Annotated in this window: 14 protein-coding genes and 1 pseudogene; 2 read left to right on the forward strand and 13 right to left on the reverse strand. The window is 68.6% G+C overall.

The window, feature by feature from the left end:
• Window positions 1-40 precede the first annotated feature (40 nt).
• On the forward strand, window positions 41-1411 hold the full coding sequence (locus tag BKH32_RS02015) for a nicotinate phosphoribosyltransferase (RefSeq protein WP_075248410.1): 1371 nt from the start codon (window positions 41-43) through the stop codon (window positions 1409-1411).
• Between the two features lie 56 nt (window positions 1412-1467).
• Here the strand turns inward: BKH32_RS02015 and BKH32_RS02020 are convergent, their stop codons facing one another.
• From BKH32_RS02020 to BKH32_RS02080, 13 genes are all read right to left on the reverse strand, one after another.
• Entirely contained in the window at window positions 1468-3291 is a 1824-nt protein-coding gene (locus tag BKH32_RS02020) for a DEAD/DEAH box helicase (RefSeq protein WP_075248396.1), read from the reverse strand.
• Window positions 3288-3653, reverse strand: coding sequence for a DUF3039 domain-containing protein (locus BKH32_RS02025; RefSeq protein WP_075248397.1), 366 nt, complete (start codon window positions 3651-3653; stop codon window positions 3288-3290). The genes BKH32_RS02020 and BKH32_RS02025 overlap by 4 nt, the downstream gene beginning before the upstream one ends.
• A gap of 92 nt (window positions 3654-3745) precedes the next feature.
• The gene (nagB, locus tag BKH32_RS02030) at window positions 3746-4486 is read right to left on the reverse strand and encodes a glucosamine-6-phosphate deaminase (protein WP_075248398.1); all 741 of its coding nucleotides are present in this window, start codon (window positions 4484-4486) and stop codon (window positions 3746-3748) included.
• A 140-nt stretch (window positions 4487-4626) separates the two neighbouring features.
• On the reverse strand, window positions 4627-6351 hold the full coding sequence (locus BKH32_RS02035; RefSeq protein WP_075248399.1) for a transporter: 1725 nt from the start codon (window positions 6349-6351) through the stop codon (window positions 4627-4629).
• Window positions 6327-7172 carry an ABC transporter ATP-binding protein gene (locus BKH32_RS02040; protein ID WP_075248400.1) on the reverse strand — a complete coding sequence of 282 codons (846 nt, stop codon included), beginning with the start codon at window positions 7170-7172 and terminating at the stop codon, window positions 6327-6329. The genes BKH32_RS02035 and BKH32_RS02040 overlap by 25 nt, the downstream gene beginning before the upstream one ends.
• 207 nt (window positions 7173-7379) lie before the next feature.
• Window positions 7380-7661: an HU family DNA-binding protein gene (locus tag BKH32_RS02045; RefSeq protein WP_003783064.1), complete on the reverse strand. Its 282-nt coding sequence runs from the start codon at window positions 7659-7661 to the stop codon at window positions 7380-7382.
• A gap of 202 nt (window positions 7662-7863) precedes the next feature.
• Complete coding sequence (locus tag BKH32_RS02050) at window positions 7864-8613, reverse strand: N-acetylmannosamine-6-phosphate 2-epimerase (RefSeq protein WP_075248401.1); 750 nt, start codon at window positions 8611-8613, stop codon at window positions 7864-7866.
• A gap of 36 nt (window positions 8614-8649) precedes the next feature.
• Entirely contained in the window at window positions 8650-9690 is a 1041-nt protein-coding gene (locus BKH32_RS02055; RefSeq protein WP_075248402.1) for an ROK family protein, read from the reverse strand.
• Between the two features lie 173 nt (window positions 9691-9863).
• Entirely contained in the window at window positions 9864-10784 is a 921-nt protein-coding gene (locus tag BKH32_RS02060) for a dihydrodipicolinate synthase family protein (protein WP_075248403.1), read from the reverse strand.
• Between the two features lie 202 nt (window positions 10785-10986).
• Window positions 10987-11814: an ATP-binding cassette domain-containing protein gene (locus tag BKH32_RS02065; RefSeq protein WP_075248404.1), complete on the reverse strand. Its 828-nt coding sequence runs from the start codon at window positions 11812-11814 to the stop codon at window positions 10987-10989.
• A complete protein-coding gene (locus BKH32_RS02070) occupies window positions 11814-13964 on the reverse strand; it encodes a dipeptide/oligopeptide/nickel ABC transporter permease/ATP-binding protein (protein ID WP_075248405.1) in 2151 nt (716 codons plus the stop codon). Before BKH32_RS02070 ends, BKH32_RS02065 begins: the two co-directional genes overlap by 1 nt.
• A complete protein-coding gene (locus BKH32_RS02075) occupies window positions 13964-14929 on the reverse strand; it encodes an ABC transporter permease (protein WP_075248406.1) in 966 nt (321 codons plus the stop codon). The genes BKH32_RS02070 and BKH32_RS02075 overlap by 1 nt, the downstream gene beginning before the upstream one ends.
• A 208-nt stretch (window positions 14930-15137) precedes the next feature.
• Entirely contained in the window at window positions 15138-16763 is a 1626-nt protein-coding gene (locus BKH32_RS02080; RefSeq protein ID WP_075248407.1) for an ABC transporter substrate-binding protein, read from the reverse strand.
• Between the two features lie 191 nt (window positions 16764-16954).
• On the opposite strand from BKH32_RS02080, the pseudogene BKH32_RS02085 reads away from it, so the two are divergent.
• A pseudogene (locus BKH32_RS02085) lies at window positions 16955-17187 on the forward strand (GntR family transcriptional regulator); the annotation flags it as partial.

A 17187-nucleotide genomic window follows, 5' to 3' on the forward strand; every position in this document is an offset into this window, starting at 1 on the left:
GAACAGCTACGTGCCCTCTGCCGATTCCACCGCCGCCTCCATGGACGTGTCCACAACCTCGACCTCTCTGCTGACCGACATGTACGAGCTCACGATGCTGCAAGGAGCACTGGCATCGGGTGCCGCCTCCCGGCGCAGCGTCTTCGAGCTCTTCGGCCGCAGGCTCCCAGGGTCGCGCCGCTTCGGTGTCGTGGCGGGCACCGGCCGGCTGCTGGATGCCATCGAGGCCTTCACGTTCGCCCCCTCCCAGATCGACTTCCTGCACCGCACCGGGGTCGTCAACGACGAGACCCTGGACTTCCTGCGCGGCTACCGCTTCACCGGGACGATCCGCGGCTACGCCGAGGGCGAGTGCTACTTCGCCGGCTCCCCGCTGCTGACCGTGGAGGGCACATTCGCCGAGGCCTGCATCCTGGAGACCCTGGCCCTGTCGATCTACAACTACGACTGCGCCGTCGCCGCGGCCGCCTCCCGCATGACCATCGCCGCCCACGGGCGCCCCTGTGTGGACTTCGGGGCGCGCCGGGCTCACGAGCAGGCGGCCGTCGCCGCGGCCAGGGCATCGGTCGTCGGCGGTTTCGTGGGGACGAGCAACCTGGAGGCGGGGCTCCTCTACGGCATCCCCACGGTGGGGACCTCGGCCCACTCCTTCACCCTCCTGCACGACACCGAGGAGGAGGCCTTCGCCGCTCAGGTGGCCAGCCTTGGACCGGGCACCACGATCCTGGTGGACACCTATGACATCGCCACCGGCGTGGAGCGGGCGGTCAAGGCGGCCCGCGCCGCCGGTGGCGAGCTCGGGGCGGTGCGCCTGGACTCCGGTGACCTGGTGGCCGAGGCCTTCAAGGTGCGCGCCCAGCTCGACGCCCTGGGGGCGACGTCGACGAGGATCACCGTCACCAACGACCTCGACGAGCACGCCATCGCGGCACTGGGGGCGGCCCCCGTGGACTCCTACGGCGTGGGCACCAAGCTCGTCACGGGCTCGGGGCGCCCGACCGCGGCGCTCGTCTACAAGCTGGTGGAGCGCGAGGGCGCTGACGGCGCCATGGAGGAGGTCGCCAAGTTCTCCTCGGGTGGCAAGTCCACTGTGGGTGGCCGCAAGTGGGCCGGCCGCATCCTCACCTCCGAGGGCACGGCCGCCGAGGAGCTGGTGGTCTCCTCCAGCTCGCAGGACGAGGGGATGTCGGCGTTGAGCCAGGCCGGCGCCCGGTCGCTTCAGGTGCTGCTGGTCGATGAGGGCCGGATCATCGAGGAGCACCGCGGCAAGGAGGCCTTGAGCGCGGCGGCGGAGCGGCACCGGGCGTCGCGCGCCGAGCTGCCCTACGACGCCTGGCGTCTGAGCGACGGCGAGTCGGCGCTGCCGACCCGCCACATCGACCTCGACGGGCGAGGCGCCACCCGACGCTGACCGGCGGCCAGGGGCGCATCCCGCCCCTGGCCGGCGCTCCTTTGTCGTCAGCGCTGTCAGCGCTTGCCGACGAACCAGCGCCGCAGGGTCTGGATGCGCTTCTCGATCTCCTCGGTGGAGGCCGCCGCGACCTCCGGCCCCCCGCACACGCGCCTGAGCTCGTTGTGGACCACTCCGTGGGGCTGGCTCGAGCGGCGGGCCCACGCGGCCACCAGCTGGGAGAGCTCCTTACGGGCCGCTGCCCGGCGCCGGGCGTCGTCGACGCCTGCGTTCTTCCGCCTCTGCGCCTCGGCGGCGGCCTGCTTCTTCTGGGAGGCGATCTGCTTGTCCTGGCGCTGGCGCAGCAGGGCGGTCACCTGCTCGGGCTCCAGCAGACCCGGCAGCCCCAGGTACTCCTGCTCCTCGACGCTGCCCACCATGGCGCCGGTGCCGAACTCGCCGCCGTCGAAGAGCACGCGGTCGAACTCTGCCTGGCTGTCCATGGCCTCGAAGCCAGGCAGCAGCTCGGCCGAGGCGTTCTCAGTCCTGTTGGCCTCGGCGAGCAGCCGGTCCTCGGGGCTGAACAGGGCGTCCTCCTGCGACGCCGAGTCGGGGCGGCGCAGGACGTGATCGCGGGCCACCTCCATCTCCCCGGCCAGGGCCAGCAGCGGCGTGACCGACGGGAGGAACACCGAGGCGGTCTCCCCCCTCGCCCGCGAGCGCACGAAGCGCCCCACCGCCTGGGCGAAGAAGAGCGGGGTGGAGGTGGAGGTGGCGTACACACCCACGGCCAGGCGGGGCACGTCGACTCCCTCGGAGACCATGCGCACGGCCACCAGCCAGCGGCCGGTGGAGGCGGAGAAGGCCTCGATGCGGCTGGAGGCGCCGTTGTCGTCGGAGAGGACCACGGTGGGGGCCTCTCCGGTGATGGCGCGCAGCTGCTTGGCGTAGGCGCGCGCCTTGGCCTGGTCGGAGGCGATGACGAGGGCCCCGGCGTCGGGGACCTGGCGGCGCACCTCGGTCAGGCGCTGGTCGGCGGCGGCCAGGACCGCGGGGATCCACTCCCCCGCCGGGTCGAGCGCGGTACGCCAGGCCTGGGACTCCAGGTCCTTGGTGAGGGGCTCACCCAGGCGCGCCGCGACCTCGTCGCCGGCCTTGGTGCGCCACCGCATCTGCCCCGAGTAGGACATGAACATCACCGGGCGCACGACTCCGTCGCGCAGCGCGTCGGAGTAGCCGTAGGAGTAGTCCGCCTGGGAGCGCTTCGCCCCGGAGGCGTCCTCCTTGTAGCGCACGAACGGGATCGGGGAGGTGTCGGAGCGGAAGGGCGTTCCGGTCAGGGCCAGTCGCCGCCGCGCCGGGGTGAAGGCCTCCCTGATCGCGTCACCCCAGCTCAGGGCGTCTCCCCCGTGGTGGATCTCGTCGAGGATGACCAGGGTTCGGGCCTGGTCGGTGCGGGCGCGGTGGAGATTGGCGTTGGCGGCCACCTGGGCGTAGGTCAGGGCCACGCCGTCGAAGCGTGAGCCGAGTGCTCCTTGGGAGTTGGAGTAGGAGGGGTCGATATGGATGCCGACGCGGGCGGCGGCCTCGGCCCACTGGTACTTGAGGTGCTCAGTGGGGCAGACGATCGTCACCTTGTGGACGTCTCCGGAGCTGAGCAGCTCGGTGGCCACTCGCAGCGCGAAGGTCGTCTTGCCGGCCCCGGGGGTGGCCACCGCCAGGAAGTCCTGGGGCATCGTCTCCAGGTACTGCCCCAGCGCGGCGGCCTGCCAGGCCCGCAGTGAACCGGCGGTTCCCCAGGCGGCGCGGCGCGGGTAGGCCGGGGAGAGGTTCTGGGCCGCCGACGTCGAGGCTCGCGTCGGGGTGGGGTGGGTCGCCTGGCCGCCGCGGGCGGCGTTCACCGACCGCCTCGCCCGAACGGGAAGCGGGGGAAGCGCGGCCCCTTGCCGTCGCCGGAGCCCTCCCCGTTGCGCATCTCCTCGTAGATGGACTTGCAGGTGGGGCACACCGGGTACTTCGACGGGTCGCGCCCGGGCGTCCACACCTTGCCGCACAGGGCGACAACGGGACGCCCGGTGACAGCGGCCGCGGCGATCTTGTCCTTGCGGACGTAGTGGGCGAAGCGGTCGGCATCGCCGTCGTCGGTCGATTGGAGCTCCTCGCGCTCCAGGACAGCAGTACCGACGCCCTGGGTGGGCTCGGCGGTCGGGTCGGTCGGGGCTCCGGGCGATCCGGGATCGGCACTGGCGAGGACGTCTGTCATGCCGCCCAGTGTAGGTCGGACCGTGCGCACCGGCAGTGGCCAGCCCCGCCCCTGTGGGCAGGCTCTCCCTTGAAGAGAGCCCGACGCCGCCGTCAGTGCTTCGACGTGAGTCGGCTGGCGGCGGCGGGATCGACCAGGACGAGGGCGTCGTCGTGGCGCTGCATGACGGTCGCCGGCCACTGGGTGCTGACCTCGCCCTCGACGAGCTGGGCGATGGCCTCGGCCTTGCCCTCGCCGGTGGCGATGAGGACCAGCTTGCGGGCCTCCATGATGGTGGCCAGCCCCTGGGTGATGCACTGGGTGGGCACGGCGTCGACGTCACCGCCGAAGAAGCGGGCGTTGTCCCGGCGGGTCTGCTCGTGGAGCTCGCCCAGGTGGGTGCGCGAGTCGAGGGCGCCGCCGGGCTCGTTGAACCCGATGTGCCCGTCGGAGCCGATGCCGAGGATCTGCAGGTCGCAGTATCCGGCCGCGGCCATCTGCGCCTCGTAGTCCCGGCAGGCGGCCTCGAGGTCCTCCCTCAGCGCGTCCGGGCCGTGGAGGGCTCCGGGACGCATGTCGACGCGGGAGCGCAGATTGGTCTCCATGAAGGTGGCGTAGCGCTCCGGGTGCCCGGCGGGCAGGCCCACGTACTCGTCGAGCATGAATCCGGTGACCTCGGCGAAGCTGAGACGTCCTGCGGCGCAGCGAGCGGTGAGCTCGTCGTACAGGGGCAGGGGCGAGGAGCCTGTGGCGGTCCCCAGCACGGCTGCCGGTTTGGCCTTGAGCAGTGCCTCGATCTCGTCGGCCGCCCGCTGCGCGATCGCCTGCGCGGAATCCAGAATGACTAGCTGCACGATGATGTCCTCTCTGACATAACGACTGGTTGTTCTGAGTTTACTGGTCTCTGAGAGCCGCCACCTGTGTGAGCGGCTTTAAAGCAACCCTACCTCGAGTCATCAGAATCGCTCACTCCGTCGCGGTGTGACCAGCGCGATCACACCGGCTGGGAGTGTCCCGGCCAGGTGCGGATCGTGGCGAGAACCTGAGGTCCTCGCCGGTCCAGCGCCCGCCCGCCGACGACGACTCCGCCCCACAGCAGCAGACCGCACCACACGGTCCCCGCGGCGAGCGCCACCCAGCCCCACACCGGTGCCCCCTGGACGACGCCGTAGACCGCCGCTCCCAGGACCGGGGAGCACACGGCCAGGAGAAGCAGGATCGCCACCATCTGGATGAGCGCGGCCAGCAAGGCCGTCCCCGAGGTCCGCGAGCGCATGGGGCTGTCCCCGGGGGCGAGCGTCTCGTAGGGCAGCAGGACGCTGGCGAGGCAGGACCAGGCCAGCGCGCAGCCGTAGAGGGCCAGGCAGGCGCCGGTGATGGCGGGCAGCGCCTCCCAGCGGCCTGTCCACACGACCATGAGCACATCGACGACGAGCATGACGGGCGCCTGCCACACAGCCGCCCCGACCACCCGTCCCAGACGGTCGTGCGCTCCGCTGATGCCGGCGCTGATATGGCTCCACAGGGCGGTGGAGTCCATTCCGAGGTCATTGTGGAGAGCCCACCCCATGAAGACGGCCAGGGCGGGTGCCATGAACAGCAGTGCGGCCGGTGCGTGCCCGAGGGCGAAGCTGGTCTCCATCCGCTGACCGTTGACGTAGACGACGAATCGGGAGGAGTTGAGAGCGGGAGCCAGAACGAGCGTCAAAGGAATGAGCAGGACGGACAGGAACTGAACCAGGTACCTGGGATCGGTGCGCCAGTAGCGCAGGCTGCGTGCCGCCACAGCGGCGGCGGGCGCGGGCAGGGCAGTACTGAGCCTGCGGGCCCATGGCAGCACGTCGGGCAGGCTCCGATGCTGCACGTCGGAGCCCGCGCCGTCGGTCGCGTAGGCCCGCGTCCGGGTGTGCGACGTCCCCGGAGAGGTCATCACCTTGTTCACCACGCGCTGCCACAGGGGCAGCAGGATCACGGGGAGGATCCACGCGCCGATCGCCAGCGCCAGAGCCTGCAGCACGGTGCCGGTGGCCATGAGTCCAGGAGCGGCGAAGGCCCACCCGAAGGGGCTCAGGCCCACGGCCTTGGCCAGGGTCCCGAGCTGTTGAAGAATGTCGGTGGGATCGTCCCCGAGGAACCGGGGGATCAGATTCGGTGCCTGCGTGAACACCAGTAGGACGATGAAGGCGATGATCGCCGTCGTCTCACGCCCCCGGCGCGAGGAGGAGATGCCTGCGGCCGTCACGACGATCCGGGACAGCAGCACGCAGGTGGCCAGTGCGGCCGGAGCGCACAGCAGCGCCAGGAGCGCAGCCGGGAGCTGGCCCGCCAGCAGCCAGGTGAGGACCGGAATGAGGCAGACAACAGCCGTGATGCAACCGGGGATTCCCAGGGCGCCGGCCGCCAGCAGGCCGAGCGCCAGCCCTCTGGACGGAGCGGTCCAGGCCGCCATGGCGCGGGGGTCCAGGGTGGAGTCGACCCCGGTGACGAGCAGAGGCACCACGGCCCATCCGGCCACCAGCAGCGCCCCGAGAGCCCCGAGGACCAGCCCGATGACGTCGGGGTCGGTCTTGAGTCCGAGTCCGACGGCGCCGGCCAGCACCATGACGAGCACCCCGATACCGTAGAGGGCCCCGAACACGGTCCCGATGATGGCCCAGACGTTCTTGGTCAGGGCATTGAGGGTCAGGCGCCACTTCAGCTTGACGAGGGTCGCAACCATGACAGCCCCTCCGTTCGCACCTGGCCCCCCACCAGCTCGGTGAAGCGCTGTTCGAGGTCTGCGCCTGCAGCGACCTGCTCCGTCGTGCCCGCGGCAACCACCCGGCCGGCATTGATGATGGCCACGTGGTCGCACAGGCGCTGCACCGTGGCCATGACGTGGCTGGAGATGACCACGGTGCCGCCGGCGGCGGCGTAGTCCCGCAGGATCGTCTGGATCGTCTGGGCCGAGATCGGGTCGACGGCCTCGAAGGGCTCATCCAGGACCAGGGTGGAGGGCGAGTGCACCATGGCGCAGGCCAGGTGGATCTTCTTGCGCATACCCGCCGAGTAGTCGGCGACCAGCGTGGTTCCGGCCTCCCACAGCCCCAGCACCTTGACCAGCTCGGTCGCCCGGGGGACGACGACGTCGCGCTCGAGCCCGCGCAGGAGTCCCGAGTAGGTGACGAGCTCAAGACCGTTGAGACGGTCGAAGGTGCGCAGCCCGTCGGGCAGGACTCCCAGCAGGGTCTTGGCCCGCTGAGGCTGCGCCCACACGTCAACACCATGAACGAGCACCTGACCGGCATCGGGGCGCAGCAGGCCGGTGGCCATCGACAGGCTGGTCGTCTTGCCCGCCCCGTTGGGGCCGACGATGCCGTAGAAGCTGGACACGGGGATGTCGAGGCTCAGTCGGTCCACCGCGACCTTGCGATCGAAGACCTTGACCAGCCCCCTCATCTGAAGCGCTGGAACGGAGGCGGGACCGGGAGCGGCCCCGACCAGTGCGCCAACCGTGTCTGTGCCGTCGGGCGAGCTCACCGCGCATGTGGAAGCAGACATGTTTCCACTGTAAAAGCCCTCCCCTATTCGGCCCTCCGCCGGGAGGAGGAGATCACCGTCCCTGCCATCCTCCCGGAGAACCGCCCTGAGCATCATCAGTCCGATGAGGAGGGCGCCGGGGCGCAGACATGATTCCGGTCCGTTGCCACGCCCCGACGGGGCGGCAACGGACCGGAGATCAGGACGTCAGGGGCGCGGCCCCACGTATCACTCGGCGACAGCCTTCTTCAGCGAGGAGCCGACGGTGACCTTGACACCGTAGCCGGCGGGAATCTGGATCTCCTCACCGGTGCGGGGGTTACGGCCAGTGCGTGCGGCACGCTCGACGCGCTCGATGCCCATGAGGCCGGTGATCTTCACGGCCTCACCCTTGGCGACGTTCTCAACGAGGACATCCTGGAAGGCTCCCAGGAAGGCGTCGGCGTCGGTCTTGGTCAGGCCGGCCTTCTCGGCGATGGCGGCGATGAGCTCGGTGCGGTTGACGGACATGTCTTCCCTCTCGATCGTGGACGGACACCCTTATGTGGTGCCACTTCTGGCAACGCTACGCATAAAACCTTGGGTTTGTCAGGTCAGACCGGAGTGTCGCGCTGGATAGCGAGTAACAATTCGCACATTTACACCACAGCAGTCACATCCGTCACATGCGGAGCAAGTCGCGGAACGACGCCGTTTCCTTAAGCCCTTCCGTTCAGCCCTTCCGCAGGGCTCCCGGCAGCGCACTCGCGAACCACGAGGTGATGGTCGTCGGGTGAGTGATGGCGGTACCGACGACGACGGCGAAGGCCCCGTGCTCCATGGCGGCGGCCGCCTGCGCGGGCGTGTGGACCCGTCCCTCGACCACCAGGGGGACCTGCGCGATACCGGCGACCTGGTCGACGAGCTCGAGGTCGGGCCCCTCGGTCTTGGGGCGCTCCCCGGTGTAGCCGGCCAGGGTGGTCCCCAGGATGTCCACTCCCGCGTCCTGGGCGGCCTTGGCGTCATCCAAGGAGCCGCAGTCGGCCATGATGAGGACCTCGGGGCGGGCCTGCCGCAGCCCCTCGACGGTCTGGGCCAGGCTCAGCCCGTCGGGGCGGGGACGCCGGGTGCCGTCCAGGGCCACGATCTGGCTCCCGGTGGCGGCCACGGCGATGGCGTGGGTGAGGGTCGGGGTGATGAAGACGCCGTCGTGCCCGTCCTTCCACAGGCCGATGACGGGGACGTCGACGTGCTGGCAGATGAGGGCCAGGTCCGCCAGCCCTTGTGCGCGGATGCCGACGGCGCCTCCGGCGACGCAGGCCTGGGCCACCTGGTCCATGGTGCGCGGGTCGCGCATGGGCTCGCCCGGGTAGGCCTGGGCGGAGGCGATGAGCCCTCCCTTGAGACGTTCCAGGACGGGGTGGATCCCCGCGGTGGCGGCCTGCGTCTGCGTTGACGACTGTGAGGGTGACTGCTCGGTCATGGGTGTGTCCTGTCTGATGGCGCCCGAGCCCGGTGGCTAGAGGCGGTGGTTGTCGTTGCTGGAGGCCAGGGCGAGGGCACCGCGAGCCGCGCCGACGATCGGCGCGGTGGTCCCCAGGGTGGCGGGAAGGATCTTGATGGGGGCCAGGGGGGCGATGATCTCTGCGGCGAAGGTCTGCCGCAGGGGCCCCCACCACAGGTCGCCGGCGCGCGCCAGTCCACCTGAGACGACGACGACGTCGGGATCGATCACGGTGGCCAGTCCCGCCAGGGCCCTGCCCAAACAGGCGGCCGAGTCGCGGTAGACCTCCGCGGCGATATCGTCCCCCGCAGCGGCGCGCTCCTCGACCCCGCGGGCGTCGGGAACGTCGGGGTCTCCACCCTTGGCCAGGTAGCGGCGATGGATCTGCGGCCCAGCGGTGACGCCCTCCAAGTGCCCCGCCCTGCCGCAGGTGCAGGGCTCGCCCTGGGCCCCGGGCACGGGGACATGGCCGATCTCGCCGGCCACGTGATGGGCGCCCCTGCGGGTTCGCCCCTCGATGACGAGGGCGCCGCCGACCCCGGTTCCCACCGCCACCATGAGGACGACCTCGGCCCCGGTGCCGGCACCGAGCCAGGCCTCTCCTGCGGCGTAGGCGTCGACGTCGTTCTCGACGTGGATCGGCAGCTCACCCAGCCCCTGGGCGGCGAGCCGCTCGCGAACGCCGGCGGCGACCTGCGTGCCGGCCCATCCGGTGATGGCGTCGGTGGCCGACAGGATGGTCCCGCGCTCGACGTCGACGACGCCGGCGGTGCCGATCCCGACTGCCGTGATCGCCGCGGCCTTGCCGGGTTCCTGGTGCGTTCCGGTCTCGACGACCTTCGCGACCAGGCCGCTGATGGCATCGAGCATGGCGTCAGGACCGTCGTGAGCCGGGGTCGGGCAGGAGCTCACCGGTCCTTGCAGGACTCCGCCGGCGTCGACCAGTGCGGCGGCCATCTTGGTGCCGCCCAGGTCGAGTCCGACGACGAGCGGAGCCTGGCCGGACGGCGATGGCGGTGGGTTGAGGGGGGTGGATGGGAGGACATCCTGACTCATGACGCTCTCCGACGGGAGGTTGGGCGCTGGCGCGCCGGGTTGAAAAGTAGAAGGGATGAGGGACGGCCCCAGGAGGCCGTCTGGAACGGGGCTCGGGGCCTCGCCGCGGCGATGGCGGCTGCATGCCCGGCGGTCGCCACCTCGGTCGACACGGGCATGCAGCCGTCGGGAGGTCAGATGAGGCCCTGGGCCTTGACGATCTCCAGGACCCGCTCCTTGGTCTCACCCTCGAGAGCCTTGACGGGGAAGGCCATCTCGTTGGTGGCGATGATCCCGATCGCCTCCATGGCGGTCTTGAAGGCGCCGATACCGGTCGCGTCGGCCGAGCGGCCCTGGGGCACGAAGACGATCTCGAAGCCCGCGCAGACCTCGTCCTGGAGGCGGCGCACCTCGTCCCACGCCCCCTCGCGGGAGGCCTTCCACATCTCGGCGTAGCGGACCGGGTCCACGTTGCCGTATCCGGGGACGAGGCCGTCGGCGCCCAGCAGGAGCATGCCGTCGACGACGCACTCGTGGCCGGTCAGAAGGGCCAGGGGGTGGCCCGCGGCCTCGTTGGCGGCAACCAGCCTGCGGAAGGCGACGTCGTTGCCGGAGGAGTCCTTGACGCCGGCCAGGACGCCCTCCTTGCCCAGCTCGACGAGCAGGTCGCAACCGAGCTTGGCGCCGCCGAGGCGCACGGGGACGTCGTAGGCGAAGACGGGGACGTCGATGGCCGCGGCGATGGCCCGGAAGTGAGCCTTGATCTCCTCGGCGTCGTTGAGCGCGTAGAACGGGCAGGTGGCCACGATCGCCTCGGCGCCCAGGGCGGCCGCCCGACGAGCCTGGTCAATGACCCGGTGGGCGGTGGTGTCGATGGCACCGGCAAGCACCGGGACACGTCCTGCCGCGGTCTTGACGACTCGCTCGATGACGGCGTCGCGCTGGGCGTCGGTGAGGTAGGCGACCTCTCCGGAGGACCCCAGGGCGAACAGGCCGTTGACACCACCGGCGATGAGGTGCTCGACGACCTTGTCCAGGCTGTCGAGGTCAACCTCGCCCTCGGCGGTGAAAGGGGTGACGACCGGCGGGATGACGCCGGCGAAACGGTTGTCCATTGCGGTGACTCTCTTCATTGAAAGGTTATCTGACGTCTGACATCTGACGTCACGAGGTATTGTTGCAGATGCTCCCGGTTGGCGCCACCCCGCTGCCTGGGGTTGCCGGCGACCTTACGTGCCGGGTGAGGGGCGGACCTGAGTGGGCCCGCCCCTGACCTGGAGGTGCTGACGGCGCCGGCCGCGGCCGGGGGCCGTCTACTCAGACATCGAGCAGCGAGGGCACTGCTGCCAGCAGAGTGCGCGTGTACTCCTCCTGAGGATTGTTGAAGATCTCCTCAGTGGTGTTGATCTCGAGGATCTTGCCGAAGTACATGACGGCGATCCGGTCCGAGACGTAGCGCACCGTGTTGATGTCGTGACTGATGAACACCAGCCCCAGCCCCAAGGATGCCTTGAGGTCCTGGAGGAGGTTGAGCACCTGGGCGCGCACCGAGACATCCAGGGCCGAGGTGGGCTCGTCGGCCACGATGATGTCGGGGTCGAGAGCGAGTGCTCGGGCAATGGCGACGCGCTGGCGCTGACCACCGGAGATCTGCCGAGGCAGCACGTTGAGGGCGCTGGGAGGCAGGCCGACCAGGTGGAGCAGGTCGCGAACCCGGGCCTCGCGCTCCTTGGGGGATCCGACTCCGTGGACGTTGAGCGGGTCGATGAGCGCGTCGTGCACGATCATGCGCGGGTTGAGAGCCGTGGCCGGATCCTGGAAGACCACCGAGATGCTGCGTCCCAGCTCGCGACGGTCCGAGGCCGAGCGCCCCAGCGGACGGCCCTTGAAGATGACCTCACCGGAGGTGATCGGCTGCAGCCCCACCATGACCCGGGCGGTCGTGGACTTGCCGCAGCCCGACTCCCCCACGAGCCCCAGGGTCTCTCCGCGCTTGACGGACAGCGAGACGTTGTTGACCGCGTGCACCGTGTCCGGGTTGAACAGGCCGCCGGTGCGGGACTTGTGGATGACGTTGACGTCCCTGAGCTCGACGACCGGCTGGTCCTCGCTCCATGAGGACGATGCAGACGTGTTGGGCGACATCAGTGCTTCTCCTTCGCGAGCAGAGCCTCGAGCTCGGGGGTGATGGCGTAGCTGTGCTCCGTCGTGCCCGGCACGGGCTTGAGCACGGGCCGGGTCTCAAGGCCGACCGTCGGGTGGGACGATCTCGGGGCGAACCGGTCTCCCTTGACGAACTCGCTGGGTGAGGGGACGACCCCTCGCACCTGGTGGAGCCGCTTGGAGCCGGCCTCGATGGAGAGCACGGCCCCGAGAAGGCCCCGGGTGTACTCGTGAACAGGGTTGGCCAGCAGCTCGCTGGTGGGCGCCTGCTCCACCACCTGGCCCGCGTACATCACGGTGATCCGGTGCGCCAGCTTGGCCACGAGGGCCAGGTCGTGCGAGACGAAGACCATCGCGAAGCCGAGCTTCTCACGCAGCTCGTTGAGCAGGTCGATGACCTGCTTCTGGACGGTCACGTCCAGGGCGGTCGTCGGCTCGTCGGCCAGGACCAGGGCGGGGTCGCGGGTCAGCGCCATGGCGATGAGGACGCGCTGGCGCTGGCCGCCGGAGAGCTCGTGCGGGTAGCTGCGCAGCGTGCGCTTGGGGTCGAGTCCCACCAGCTCGAGCAGCTCGGAGGCGCTGCGGGTGCCTCCACGCGCGCTGAGCTGGGCCATCTGGGTGCGGATGAGCATGGAGGGGTTGAGCGAGGACAGGGCGTCCTGGTAGACCATGCTCATCTCGTGACCGCGCAGCGCGTTGTGCTCGGCCGGTGTCATCTCAAGGATGTTGCGCCCCTTGAAGAGGATCTCACCGGAGAGCCGGGCAGAGGGCGGCAGCAGCCCCATGACGGCCATCGAACTGATGGACTTGCCGCAGCCGGACTCCCCCACCAGTCCCATGGTCTCGCCGGGGCGCACGGAGAAGGAGACGCCGTCGACGATGTTGACCTCGCCGTGCTGCTCGGGGAAGGCGATCGAGAGGTTCTTGACCTCCAGGACCGGGTCCTCACCGGTGTCCTCGTAGACCAGACGGTCCCGCCGGGCGAGCTCGGCCACCCGCAGGGAGCTGAGCCGCTCGGACAGAGGAACGTCCTCTGCCGCAGGAGCGACGACGCCGGTCAGTGAGCTGAGCCCGTTCGTGGCGTCATCGCCGTCGGCGACGGAGGCGTTGGCGACCACCGCCTCAGCAGCGTCGTCCCAGGCGTTCAGGGTCTCCTGGGCCTCCATGGCCTCCTCGTCGGCCTGGACGTCGGGCTTGGCCTTGATGCGCGGCGAGGCCATCGCGTCGGTGAGCCCCTCGGACAGGACGTTGAGGCACAGGGTGGTGATGAGGATGAGCAGGCCGGGGAAGAAGGTCGGCCACCAGTGGCCCGACAGGAGCAGCTCCTTGCCCTCGGAGAGCATGTTGCCCCAGGTCGGGGTGTTGACGGACTTGATGCCCGCGCCGATGAAGGACAGCGAGGCCTCGAAGACGATCGCGTCGGCCACCAGGACGGTCGCGAAGACCATGATCGGGGCGATGCAGTTGCGGGCCACGTGCCTGAGCAGGATCCACGGCACCGGGGCCCCCATCACCTTGGAGGCGGCCACATAGTCCTCGCCGAACTGGGAGATGATGTTGGCGCGCACCACGCGGGTGAGCTGGGGGATGTAGAGGATGCCGATGGACACGATGATGACCGGCAGCATCGGCAGGCGGGTCGACATCGCCGAGACGAGGACGGCCGCCAGAGCGATGCCGGGGAAGGACATGACGACGTCGAGCACGCGCATGAGGGTCTCAGCGATCCACTTGCGGGAGGTGGCGGCAATGGCCCCCAGGACCGAGGCCACCACAAGCGCCAGTCCGGTGGCCGTCAGGCCCACGACCAGTGAGACCCTGGCGCCGTAGACGGCGCGGGAGAAGATGTCACGGCCGGTGCCGTCCGTACCGAACAGGTGGGACGCGGACGGAGCGACGACCGGATCGGAGGAGGTCACCTCACCGACGCCCTCGATGTAGGACGTCGTCTTGGTCTCCGCCAGCCCGGTGGCACCGGGAGAGTAGGGGGCGACGACGGGAGCCAGGATGGCGATCAGGGCAATGAGGCCCAGCACGATGATGGCGATCTTCGAGCCGACAGGCAGCGCCTTCCAGCCCTGGAAGCGCAGCCCGGGCCGCGAGGCCTTATCCAGTGTGGAGCGGTGCAGCATCAGATGCTCCTGATTCGTGGGTTGACGAGGACGTAGAGCATGTCAACAACAATGTTGATGATGATGAAGGCCAGTGCCACCGTGATGGAGACCCCCTGGACGATGTTCACGTCATTACGGGTGATGCCCTGGAAGATGAGCTGGCCCATCCCCTTGATATTGAAGATCATCTCAATGACGACGGCGCCTCCCATGGCGTAGCCGATGCGCAGTCCCAGCACGGTCAGCGGAGTGATGAGCGCGTTGCGCAGCACGTTGCGGGCCACAACGACGTTCTTGGGAATACCGCCACCGATAGCGGTGCGCACGTAGTCGCGGTCGAGCTCCTCAACCATGGCAGTACGCACCACGCGGGTGAGCGAGCCGGTGTTGGGAACCGCGATGGCCAGTGCCGGCAGGAAGATCTGGTTGATGTACGTTCCGGGATCCTCGGTGAAGGGAACCCACTCGGACACCAGCGCGGGGAAGGCCCCCGTTCCCCCCGGAATATCGGAGAACCACTGGATGAGCAGCAGGGCGAGCCAGAAGGACGGAGTGGCCAGGCAGGCGATGGAGATAACGCGGATGACCTGGTCCTGCCACTTGTCGCGATAGAGGGCCGCGATGATTCCCAGGATCGTGGCCAGGATGACGGCCACGAAGATTCCAATGAAGGTCAGCTGGAGCGTGATCGGGAAGGCCGCGGCCACCATGTCGGAGATCTTGGCTCCGGTGAAGGAGGTACCGAGGTCACCATGAATCAGGCCCAGGAGGTACTCCCAGAACCGCTTGAGAAGAGGGTCGTTGAGATGGTGGGCGACTCGGTACTGCTCGAGGGCGTCTGGCGTGGCCGACTCACCCAGCGCGAGACGCGCCGGGTCTGCCGAGGAGAACGACATGACGATGAAGACGAGCAGCGTCACGCCCAGCACCATGACCGGCAGCGCGACCAGGCGCCGTCCGATCAGGCGGATGAGGTTGGACACTGAGATGCTCCTTTGCGTTAGCGTCCTGCCGCCTTAAGCGGGCGGCCGGGTCACGTGGCAGCCGCAGAGCCAGCCGCCACCCCAATTGTCTGATGTCTGACGTCAGATTGCAAGTCCGTTGCTCTCACTTCGGACACACTGACGCCCCGAACACGGCACGGGCGGTGTGGCACCCTCCAGCGACTACCACACCGCCCGCACGTGAGTCTCAGGACTTGGTCGACCCCGTCCCCACGAAGGACAGGCCGGTCAGCGAGATCGGCTTGAAGTTCTCCAACGTCGTCGAGTCGTAGGCCGTCGGAGTCTTGCGGTGGAAGATCGGGTAGAGCGGAACGTCCTCGGAGATCTTGTCGAAGATCTCCTGCCACTTGGCGACCTGCTTGTCACCCTCCAGCTTGACCGCTTCATCGAGCAGCTTCTGGACCGCGACCTGGCTCTCCGAGCCCTTCCAGTGCATCCGACTCTCGGTCCACACGTCACCGCTGTACCACCAGCGCATGAGCAGGTCCGCGTCATTGCCGAAGACCGAGGGGTCCCCGGGAGCGATCAGCACGTCCCACGCCCCCTGAGAGGAATCGATGAAGGAGTAGGTGTCCGCGGACTTCTTCTCGTCGTACTTGACCGTCACCCCCAGGGCCTCGAGGTTCTCACGGATGATGGGCCTGACGGCCGAGAACCAGCCGTGGTCCGTGCACAGCAGGTTGATGGTCGTGATACCCGCCTCCGCCAGGAGCGACTTGGCCTTGGCCGCGTCCTTGGAGTAGACCGTCTTGGCCTTCTTGTACGCGGGGTGCCCGTCCTGGACGAAGCAGGTCGCCGGCGTCGCCAGACCAGCCATACCGGTGTCGCAGATCTTGGCGTAGTCCAGCGCGTAGAGCACTGCCTGGCGCGCCTTGACGTTGGAGAAGGTGGTGTTGTTGAACATGGCGAAGAGCAGTCCGAAGCCCTGCTGCGCCGCCACCTTGACCGGGTCCTTGAGCGTCGAGAGGTTGGCTGCCGGGACGGCGTCGATGGCCTGCACGGAGCCAGAGGTCATCGCGTTGGTGCGGGTCGTGTCATCGGGCAGAACCTGCCAGGTCATGGACTTGGCCAGCGCCGGGCGAGGACCGTTGTACTTGTCGTTGCGCTCGAAGACGATCTTCTGGCTGGCGGCACCGTTGTCGGTCATCTTGTAGGGACCGCTTCCGACGGGGTTCATGTCGAACTTCTTGGCGTCCGCCCCGACAACCGCCTTGGGGACGATCTTGACGACGCTCAGACGCTCCGCCACCAGCGAGAAGGCGTACTTGAGCTTGATGGTCACCGTGCCTGCGTCCTTGGCCTCCACCTTGTCGATGAAGGGAAGGAACTGGGAGTACAGCGACTTGTTGGCCGGGTCGAGCACGCGCGTGAAGGAGAAGACGACGTCGTCGGCAGTCACAGCCGAACCGTCGGAGAACTTCGCGTCCTTACGCAGCGCGACCTCATAGGTGGTGTCGTCCACCTTCTTGGGCATCTCCGCGCCCAGAGCCGCGTACACCTCGCGGGTGGCCGGGTGAAGCTCGGTGAGCCCCTCCAGGGTGTGCCAGTTGGCAGCGACCGTCAGAGCCGACGACGTCGTCATCGGGTCGTAGCCGTTGGTGCCCAGCTCATAGGAAATACCTGCGGTGATGACACCGTCCTTGTGGGTGACCTCCTGATCGGTAGCCATACCACTGGCCTTTGCGCCACCTGTGGTCTTGCCCTTACCGCCGCAGGCCGCAAGGCTGACAGCCAGACCAGCAGCCATTCCGAGGGTTCCGGTCAGCCTGATGAAGTCCCGGCGGCTGGAGCCGGCCGGAGTCGTGATCGCCATTGATTCTCTCCTGATGTCTGACGTCTTATGTCTGACGTTGGTAGGATGACTGTAGCAGAAGTCAGGACGTTCAGACCACTCATGACCTCGCAGGCAAGACGTTCACGAACTGCCACCCCACCGTCGGGGCGAGTCGTTCGACGAACGGAATCACATCGCAGTGATCAACAATGATTGACAGGGCAAGAACCGTGGCCAACATCAAGAAGAACAGCACCATGAACAGAGCACCCGTACCACAAGCAGCCACCATCACAGGAAAAGAGATAAACGTCACACTAGCTGCCGATGAGTCGATCATCCCTCACGGTCCCTACTCCACGCTGATGTCGTCGCCCGTCACCCAGGCGGAGGCGACGATGGCCGAGATCAAGAACTACATCCTGCGCTCCGACCTGCAGATGGGTGATGCGTTGCCGACGGA

The sequence above is a fragment of the Actinomyces oris genome (genome assembly GCF_001929375.1).
GTDB classification, from domain to species: Bacteria; Actinomycetota; Actinomycetes; order Actinomycetales; family Actinomycetaceae; genus Actinomyces; species Actinomyces oris_B.

Bases quoted from the DNA above. Each gene is read 5' to 3' on its own strand.
- BKH32_RS02055 (WP_075248402.1), bottom strand. From the start codon at position 9,690: ATGAGTCAGGATGTCCTCCCATCCACCCCCCTCAACCCACCGCCATCG.
- BKH32_RS02045 (WP_003783064.1), bottom strand. From the start codon at position 7,661: ATGTCCGTCAACCGCACCGAGCTCATCGCCGCCATCGCCGAGAAGGCC.
- BKH32_RS02040 (WP_075248400.1), bottom strand. From the start codon at position 7,172: ATGTCTGCTTCCACATGCGCGGTGAGCTCGCCCGACGGCACAGACACG.
- BKH32_RS02015 (WP_075248410.1), top strand. From the start codon at position 41: ATGGACGTGTCCACAACCTCGACCTCTCTGCTGACCGACATGTACGAG.
- BKH32_RS02050 (WP_075248401.1), bottom strand. From the start codon at position 8,613: ATGACCGAGCAGTCACCCTCACAGTCGTCAACGCAGACGCAGGCCGCC.
- BKH32_RS02060 (WP_075248403.1), bottom strand. From the start codon at position 10,784: ATGGACAACCGTTTCGCCGGCGTCATCCCGCCGGTCGTCACCCCTTTC.
- BKH32_RS02035 (WP_075248399.1), bottom strand. From the start codon at position 6,351: ATGGTTGCGACCCTCGTCAAGCTGAAGTGGCGCCTGACCCTCAATGCC.
- BKH32_RS02070 (WP_075248405.1), bottom strand. From the start codon at position 13,964: ATGCTGCACCGCTCCACACTGGATAAGGCCTCGCGGCCCGGGCTGCGC.
- BKH32_RS02080 (WP_075248407.1), bottom strand. From the start codon at position 16,763: ATGGCGATCACGACTCCGGCCGGCTCCAGCCGCCGGGACTTCATCAGG.
- BKH32_RS02025 (WP_075248397.1), bottom strand. From the start codon at position 3,653: ATGACAGACGTCCTCGCCAGTGCCGATCCCGGATCGCCCGGAGCCCCG.
- BKH32_RS02065 (WP_075248404.1), bottom strand. From the start codon at position 11,814: ATGTCGCCCAACACGTCTGCATCGTCCTCATGGAGCGAGGACCAGCCG.